Consider the following 8,442-nt stretch of genomic DNA (forward strand, 5'->3'; position numbering starts at 1 on the left):
ATTAAAAGTAAGGATATTTACTTGTTTATTAAGTTTTTACGTTGCATATGTGTTGTGAGCGCTTTAATTGCGACAAATAGCTATGCGGCAGAAAAAGTCATAGAAGATTACGAAATTAAAGGGTTAAGTGGTGATTTAGAAAATAACGTAGCCCTTTATCTCAAGCAATTAATTGGTGAAAAACCAACCCGTACACTTCGTCGTTATGCCCAAAAGCAAGTACAAAATAGCATTAAAGCACTTGGTTATTATAGCCCGACCGTCGAGGTTATTTATGATAAAGACGACAGCGAGTTAATTGTTAAAGTTGAGCGAGGTCCTGCAACTCGCATAGAAGCAATTAATATTACGCTAAACGGCGATGGCCAAAATGATCCACAATTACAGGCATTAATTAAAAATACCAACTTAAAACAAGGTGATGTTTTAAATCATGGTAGATACGACTCTGCTCATAAAAAAATAGAATCTATGCTATTGGAGCTTGGCTATTTTGATGCAAAGTGGCCAGCGCGCAAATTAGAAGTGTCACTTAATAAAAATAGTGCTGTTATTACTTTTGTAATTGATACTGGGGTTAGATACCAGTTTGGTGATATAAAAATAGCTAGTAATACGCCTGCTGAAAAATACATACGCTCGCTTGCGCCTTTTACTCAGGGTCAACCTTATAAATCAACACATATTGCTGACTATAATTTGGATTTATCAAGCACCCCTTATTTTGCAAGCGTGCGCGTTTACGCCGATATTGCTGCGCGTAAAAATAGCCAAGTACCTATTAAGGTAGATGTGTTGCATAAGCCTGCAAATAGCTATGAAATTGGCGGCGGTTTTAGTACTGACTTAGGGCCCAAAGTGCGTTTTAAATGGAGTAAACCGTGGATCACAGAAGACGGCCATTATCTCGAAACTAATTTAAATGTGGCGCAAAAGCAGCAAGATATTTCCATGGCTTATACCATTCCAGTTGATGATCCGAATGATGATTTATGGCGTTTTTCTGCTGGATATAAATTAGAGGATGAACTTACAAACGATACCTACAGTGAAATACTCACGGGGCAAATTCAGCGCCAATGGTTAACCGAAAATAAGTGGGTGCGTACTGCATTTTTACGCCGCGACCAAGAAACCTACCGCATCGGTGATGAAGAGGAAGAAAGCACCGAAATGTTAATGCCGGGCATTAGCTACGCCCGCAAAAAATCAAAAGGCGGCACGACTCCATACTGGGGAGAGCAGTGGCTTATATCTGCTGAGTTTGGTTTAGATGATGTGCTTTCGAGTACTAATCTGATTAGGGTGCAAATGCAACATGCGTGGTTACGTACATACTTAGATAAGCATTTAGTGTTTTTAAAAGCAAATGTTGGTGCAATGCTTGTTGATGATATTGAAAACGTACCTTACTCACTGCGTTTTTACGCAGGTGGCGATCAAAGTGTTCGTGGTTTTGCGTACCAATCAATATCGCCAGAAAATGATGATGGCGACCTCATCGGTGGTAAATACTTACTAACCAGTACAATAGAGTACAACTATCAGTTTGCTCAAAACTGGCGCGCAGCTTTATTTGTTGACGGTGGTACAGCAACGAATGATTTTTCTGATGACTTTGAAGTAGGCGCTGGTTTTGGTTTTCGCTATTTAACACCCGTTGGCCCAGTGCGTATAGACCACGCTTGGGGATTAACAAAAGAAAGTAAAAGCACACGTTTAAGTATTACCATAGGGCCAGAAATTTAATGTCAGTATTAAAAAAGATAACAGCCGCCGTAAGTGCTATTTTTGTCACGTTAGTTGTTGCACTATTTTGTTTGTTATTTACCGCACCCGGTAATCAATTTATTGCTTATAGTGCAAACAAAGCGGTAGATGGACTACATATCGTAATTAAAGATGGCCGTTTTATTTATAATGATGCCTTTAATGTGCGCTTTACTAGCAATGGCTTGGATTTTAATGCACAACAATTGAAAATTGATTTGTTTTGGTGGCAGTGCGATGGAATTTGTATAGATAACTTAAGTGCTAAATCTATAAATTTAACATTACCAAAAACTGCAGAGTCACAAGAAGAAGCCGCTGCAGAGCCGCTTGAAAAAATCAGCTTACCTTTTAATATTGCTGTAAAAAACATTGCGATCAATAAATTTACTCTAGAGCACCCAAGTGCAAACGTAAGCGTTAATCACTTTAAACTCTCAGCAAAAGCAGAGGGTTCAAAGCTGACGGTTAAAAGCCTGAATATTCCCACCATACTTGTTGCTTTAAAAGAGCAAGAACAAGATGCGAAAACACAAACGGCGCAAAATACTCAAGCGCCTTTAACGCACCTACCCGCATTACCTAATATAGAATTTACTTCGCCACTTGACTTAGTTGTTGAAGACTTTGAAATAGCTAACATTACGATTGAGCAAAACGAAGCCCAACATGTTATTGAAAACATCTCGCTGCAATTAAGTGTGGAAGATGCGGTTATTAATTTAGAGTCATTCTCAGCAAAGTATGAACAGTGGCAGCTTAATACGCATCTTAACGCTGAGCTTGCAGGGAACTTGCCCGTAAAAGGGGATGTTGTTTTACAAAGTGATGAGCACCAAGCCAATTTGCAGTTGAATGGTGACTTATCAAATCTAAACTTAAATTTAGAAACGCAGGGGCAATATCCACTTAGTTTAACGGCAACGGCAAATTTAAAGCAAAAAAACTATCCGTTTGAGTTAAATGGCAAAATTAAACAGTGGCTTATTGATGCACAAAGTAATGAGCTTAAAGTGCGAAATGTAAGCCTCAATGCACAAGGTAATGCCGACGATTACCAGCTTAGCCTGCAGGGGAATAGCCAATTAGGCGCGTACCCAGCTGTTGACTTAAATACCCAATTAAAAGGCAGTCTCACCAAAGCAACTTTACAAGCGCTAAGCATTAAAGCGAACGAAAGCAGTGCAACTATAAAAGCCAATGTTGATTGGCAAAAAGGCATACAGGCTTACTTTAATGGCACGCTTGCTAACTTAAAAGCGCAGTACTTAACTGATGCCGCTACCAGTGATATTTCAGGACAGTTTAAAGGCTCGTTTAATGCAGCTGACGACAAGTGGCAGCTACAAATGAATAATACAAAGTTAAACGGATTACTTAACGACGTGCCACTAGAATTTGCCTCAAACTTTAAGCTCGACAACACGTTAAAAGCTAATATTGATAGTTTTTATTTAAGTAGCGGCACCAATAAATTAGCACTAAGCGGGCAAGTTGATGACACTTGGCAGGTTGATGGCAAAGTAACGCTTAAAAGTGATGAAAAAGCTAATATTCCATTTACTGCTGATGGCAACGCAAATTTAAAAGTGAGAGGGGAAAGGTTAACGCCCTCTGTTGATTTAGCGCTAATACTCGATCGCTTTATTTTTGATGAAATAAACATTAATAAATTATCAGTAAAAGGACAGTTAGATACCGCAGCCGATTGGCAAACCGATGTTTCGGTAAGTGTTGGTTCGGCGCTTGTAGCCGAACAGCAAATTAATAGCGTTAAAATTGATGCCAGCGGCGACAAAACAGATCACCAACTTACGGCATCTGTAGATGCTGAGCAAGGCAGTGTAGAGTTTGAAGTTAATGGCAAAATTAATAATACCACTTGGAATGGCGAGCTTAGTAATGTAACGCTCAGCGATAAAAAGCTTAGTTTTAGTAATACTAAAAATATTGCCATTATGGTTAATACGCAAAGTGGCGACTTTGATGTAAGTGCACATTGTTGGGCATCTGAGCAAAGTAAATTGTGCATAGACACCTTAGCCCAATCAAAAAACCTCGGTCAGCTAAATGCTAAACTAAGCAATTTAGCTCTTGAGGAGCTTAAGCACTTTTTACCTAATAGCATTCGTACTCGCGGTAATATAACTGGCGATGTAGCGCTTAATTGGCAAAGTGGTGCGCTTAAAACATTACGCGCAAATATCGATTCTAGCGACTTAGAAGCGGTGCTTACCTCGGAAGAAGATCGTTTTAAATTACCAATCGAAACTCTAACTGTTAGTGCATTTTCGGACTCTCAAGTTGGCAAGCTTGAAGCTAATTTAGAATCAAGTGTGCTTGGTAAAATAAACACACAAATTGATATTGACGACATACAAAATACGCAAGCGCTTAACGGCACTATTAATATTGATAAAATACTCCTTTCAGACTTACAACCATTTCTTGAAACCCTTGAGCAGTTAAAAGGTGATATTAGTGGAAAAGTCGCGTTAGCAGGTACGTTAAAAGATCCATTATTAAATGGCGAGCTTAATGTGAGCGATATTAGTTTAGAGGGCGAGCAATTGCCTATAGCGCTGCAAAAATCAAATATAAACGTGTTGTTTGATAAAACAACAGCCACAATAAAAGGCAACTTAAACGACAACCAGGGCGGTAAAATAAACCTCACCGGTGACGTTGATTGGCAAGGTGCGCAACCTGCTGTAAATGTGGCGGTAGTTGGCGAGCAGTTTTATGTACGTGCGCAGCAAGGGGTTACTTTTAAAGTATCGCCGGATTTAAAAATAGGCTTGGCTAATAATGCACTCAAGCTTGCTGGTGAGGTAGTTGTGCCTTACGGTCGTATAATGATTGAAGAGCTCCCAGAGGGCGCAGTGCAAGTTAGCGATGATGAAATTATTGTTGATCAAAAAACCGAGGCCACCGAAACAGTTCCGTTTGATTACGACATAGATTTAAAAGTGATTGTCAAAAACGATGTAAAAGTAGAATCGTTTGGCTTGGAATCAAAAGTTGCGGGTGATTTAGCGATAAAAATGAGTCAAGGTGCACCAATTATAGCCACAGGTGAGCTTAACTTAATTGAAGGTACTTACTTAGCCTTTGGGCAAGATTTAATAATCAGCACCGGGCAAGTCGGTTTTAGCGGTTCAATTGAACAACCATTTTTAAATATTAAAGCAATACGTAACCCCGATACGACTGCAAATGGTGTCATTGCAGGGGTTACGCTTACGGGTAATGTTGAACAACCAACGCTCAAAATATTTTCTGAGCCTGCGATGGATCAAGCACAAGCACTTGCATATTTACTTAATGGCCAACCTTTAGGTGATGGAGAAAGTTCGTCAAGCGATGCTATGCTTACACAGTTATTACTCTCTCAAGGGGTTAGCCGCAGCGAAGGGGTTGTTTCTAAGGTAGGTGAAACCTTTGGGTTGTCAGATGTAAGTTTAAGCTCATCAGGTAGTGGTGATAGTACCAAAGTAGAAATATCAGGATACGTAGCACCCAGTTTGCAAGTTAAATATAGCGTGGGTGTATTTGATTCGCTCAGTGAAGTGGCTGTGCGTTATCAGTTACTTTCACAGTTATACATAGAGATAACAAGCGGCCTATATCAAAATTTTGATGTGCTATATAAGTTTGATTGGGAATAACCAAAACTATAATAATTATAAGGATATAAGCGATGAGGAAAATTATATTGCCAGCTCTGCTTAGTGTTTTATTGAGCGGTTGTGCTCAACAACTTGGTAATGGTGTTGCTAAACAAGAGCTACCTTTATATAGCGCGAGTGAGGTAATTGCTAGTGCAACAGATAATGACTGGCGAGTAGTGAACGCCCAAAATATTTTAAAGATAACGCTGCCAACGGGCGATGCGTATATTGAGCTTAATGAACAACTTGCCCCAAAGCACGTTCAAAATATTAAAAAGTTAGCACGAGAAGGGTTTTATAAAAATACCAGCGTTTATCGGTTTGTTGAGGGTTTTGTAGCGCAAGGTGGCGACAGCTTGGGTAAAAAGTTAATTAAAACGGCAGATAAAACAGTCCCTGCTGAGTTTTATTTAACAACAAACAAACCACTTTTAATTACTGAGCTAAATGGCGACGGATATGCACCAGTTACCGGCTTTTTAAACGGCTTTGCAGTAGCTCAAAACTCAGCACATACGCAAACATGGCAAGTGCATTGTAGTGGCGTGTTTGCCATGGCGCGCGACAACGATATAAATAGTGCGAGCACGGAGTTTTTTGTAACAATAGGGCAAGGCCCGCGCTACCTTGATAAAAATATTACGGTGTTTGGTCGAGTGCTAGAAGGTATAGAGCATTTTAACCGTTTAGCGCGCACACCAACTGAAGGAAAAGCATTTAACCCAATTACTAATATACAAGTCCTTGGCGATGTACAAAGTGATAAAAGTATATTTAAAGTGATGAAAACAAACTCATCGGTGTTTAAAAACTTAATCAGTGCTCGTAAAAACCGTGTTGAACCATGGTTTGTTAAAGCACACAACTACGTTGATGTGTGTGGTATGCCCATACCCACTAAGCGCGAAGTTAATTAAAAAATATAAAAAGGAGCCTAGGCTCCTTTTTTAATACGAGGGTCTGTTGAACTTTGCGGATTGAAATTTGTTCAATCTAGGAGCTATTTAATCGCGGCGCGAGGTTTGTAACCTAGTGGGCTAAGTAAAAACCGAGTAACAAAGAGTGAATAGCCCCTAGGCAGAACCCTTTGGGCAACTCCTGTTTGGCATTAATGCTACGTTATCGCCTATTTATGGGGAACAACCACACTACTTAGGCTCTGCCTTGCCTAAATACCAAACAGGCTGCTGCAAATTTAACCTTGAAAGGTCAACAGACCCTAATATTCCAGTTTAAAACAACCTACTGACGATTAATTTTAACTGCAAATGGCGTATCGTTATAATGTGTAGAGCGATACGGGTTTATATCAAGCCCACCGCGACGAGTATAACGCGCGTAAACCTCTAACTCTTTCATATTAAGTTGTGTTGTTAAATCGCTATAAATACGCTCAACACACTGCTCATGAAATTCGTTATGCGTTCTGAACGAAATTAAATAACGCAATAACGATTCGCGACATATTTGCTCGCCTGTGTATCGTATAATGACACTTGCCCAGTCAGGCTGGGAGGTAATTAAACAGTTCGACTTAAGTAAGTGGCTGTAGAGCGTTTCTGTTACTACGTTATCATTCTTTGCTTTAAGTGAATTAGCATCAATATCGTAATTATTAATCTCAATATCTAAATCATCAATACATTCACCTGGCAGCGCTGTACACGGTAAGCAATTGTAATCATCAGGATTATATAAAGTCACTTTGACAGGGCTGTTAACCGCGTTTGATAAATCATCAATTAAATGCTGTTTTACTACATCAATGCTTTCAAATCGGGTTTGGTTAAAGCTATTTAAATAAAGTTTAAACGACTTTGACTCAATAATATGGCTGCTTTGGCATTCAAAGGTAAATAAGGCCACGGCAACTTGCGGTTTACCTTTATTGTTTAGCCATGAAAGCTCGTAACCTGTCCAAATGTCTTGGCCTTTAAATGGAAGCTCTGCTTCGTCAATATTTAAAGCATCACGATTTAGTTTGCGCGCAATAGGGAAAAGCAAGCTTGGCGTGTACACATCTACATACTCAGTAGATTGGCCTAATACGCTACCTTTAAGGTCTGGAGAATTGCTGTAATCTGTCATGTTTGCTCTTAAATAGTTACAATAGGGACATTATATCTAATTTAAATGAGTTTCACAGTATGTCTGTTGCATTGCTTATAGAACAACTTCATCAAACATTTAGCGAAAATACCCTTAAAAACACAGCTAAGTACCCACTTATTGCGCACGACGAGCAATGGCCAAGCCCATGTGAAGTTGGTGAGGTTGACGAGCAAGGAAACATTCAGTGGCAGGGGGNGGGGCGCGTCAGCAACCTGCAGGTTCGCTTAATGATTTAGCCAGTGCACTAGAACTTGAGTTTCCAAAAGAGCTTAGCGAGCTATACGGACATATGTACGGTGGAAGTATTTTAGCAAGTATTGATGGGCATCAGGTTGAATTACTACAAGCATGGAACGAAGAAGACTTTAATTTGCTACAGCAAAATATAACGGGCCACGTTTTAATGAAACGCAAGCTTAAGCAGCCAGAAACAGTATTTATTGGTTTAACAGATCAAGATGATTTACTAGTAAGTGTATTGGTGCACACTGGTGAAGTATGTTTAGAGTTTGTCGGCAAAAAAACACACCATGTACTTGCACCTAACATTAATGCTTTTTTAAAGGCATTAGAGGTTTAAAACGTGTTTTATAAATCAGCTTAGCGTCATCACTAAGCTGATTTTTAGAGCCATTACTAGGGCGTGTTGACCTTTCGTGGTTGATTTTGCAGCTGTATGTTTGGTTTTTAGGCAAGGCAGAGCCTATGTAGTGTGGTTACTCCCCATAAATAGGCGATAACGAAGCATTAATGCCAAACATGCGCTGCCCTTTGAGTTCTTTCTAGGGACGGTTTACTCTTTGTTGCCTACATGGATGTAGGTAAGGGGCGTGAGCAGGACGCGGAAGCTTTGCTCGGTTTTTACTTATTCTTACATGGATGTAAGCCA

At 39.7% G+C, this 8,442-nt stretch carries 4 protein-coding genes and 1 pseudogene; 4 read left to right on the plus strand and 1 reads right to left on the minus strand.

Features of this window, described 5'->3' with window-relative positions:
• Window positions 1–21: 21 nt before the first annotated feature.
• Genes L652_RS0105270 through L652_RS0105280 form a run of 3 tightly spaced genes read left to right on the plus strand, consistent with a single transcriptional unit; the run spans window position 22 to window position 6,358 of the window.
• Window positions 22–1,749 carry an autotransporter assembly complex family protein gene (locus L652_RS0105270; protein ID WP_024597664.1) on the plus strand — a complete coding sequence of 576 codons (1,728 nt, stop codon included), beginning with the start codon at window positions 22–24 and terminating at the stop codon, window positions 1,747–1,749.
• Entirely contained in the window at window positions 1,749–5,438 is a 3,690-nt protein-coding gene (locus L652_RS0105275; protein ID WP_024597665.1) for a translocation/assembly module TamB domain-containing protein, read from the plus strand. Before L652_RS0105270 ends, L652_RS0105275 begins: the two co-directional genes overlap by 1 nt.
• 32 nt (window positions 5,439–5,470) lie before the next feature.
• On the plus strand, window positions 5,471–6,358 hold the full coding sequence (locus L652_RS0105280) for a peptidylprolyl isomerase (RefSeq protein WP_024597666.1): 888 nt from the start codon (window positions 5,471–5,473) through the stop codon (window positions 6,356–6,358).
• Window positions 6,359–6,683: 325 nt separating this feature from the next.
• Here L652_RS0105280 and queF read toward each other — a convergent pair whose 3' ends face one another.
• Window positions 6,684–7,529, minus strand: coding sequence for an NADPH-dependent 7-cyano-7-deazaguanine reductase QueF (gene queF, locus L652_RS0105285; RefSeq protein WP_024597667.1), 846 nt, complete (start codon window positions 7,527–7,529; stop codon window positions 6,684–6,686).
• Window positions 7,530–7,588: 59 nt separating this feature from the next.
• On the opposite strand from queF, the pseudogene syd reads away from it, so the two are divergent.
• A pseudogene (gene syd, locus L652_RS01000000123275) lies at window positions 7,589–8,133 on the plus strand (SecY-interacting protein).
• The last annotated feature ends 309 nt before the right edge of the window (window positions 8,134–8,442 follow it).

The sequence above is a fragment of the Pseudoalteromonas sp. TB25 genome (assembly GCF_000497995.1).
Classification (GTDB): domain Bacteria; phylum Pseudomonadota; class Gammaproteobacteria; order Enterobacterales; family Alteromonadaceae; genus Pseudoalteromonas; species Pseudoalteromonas distincta.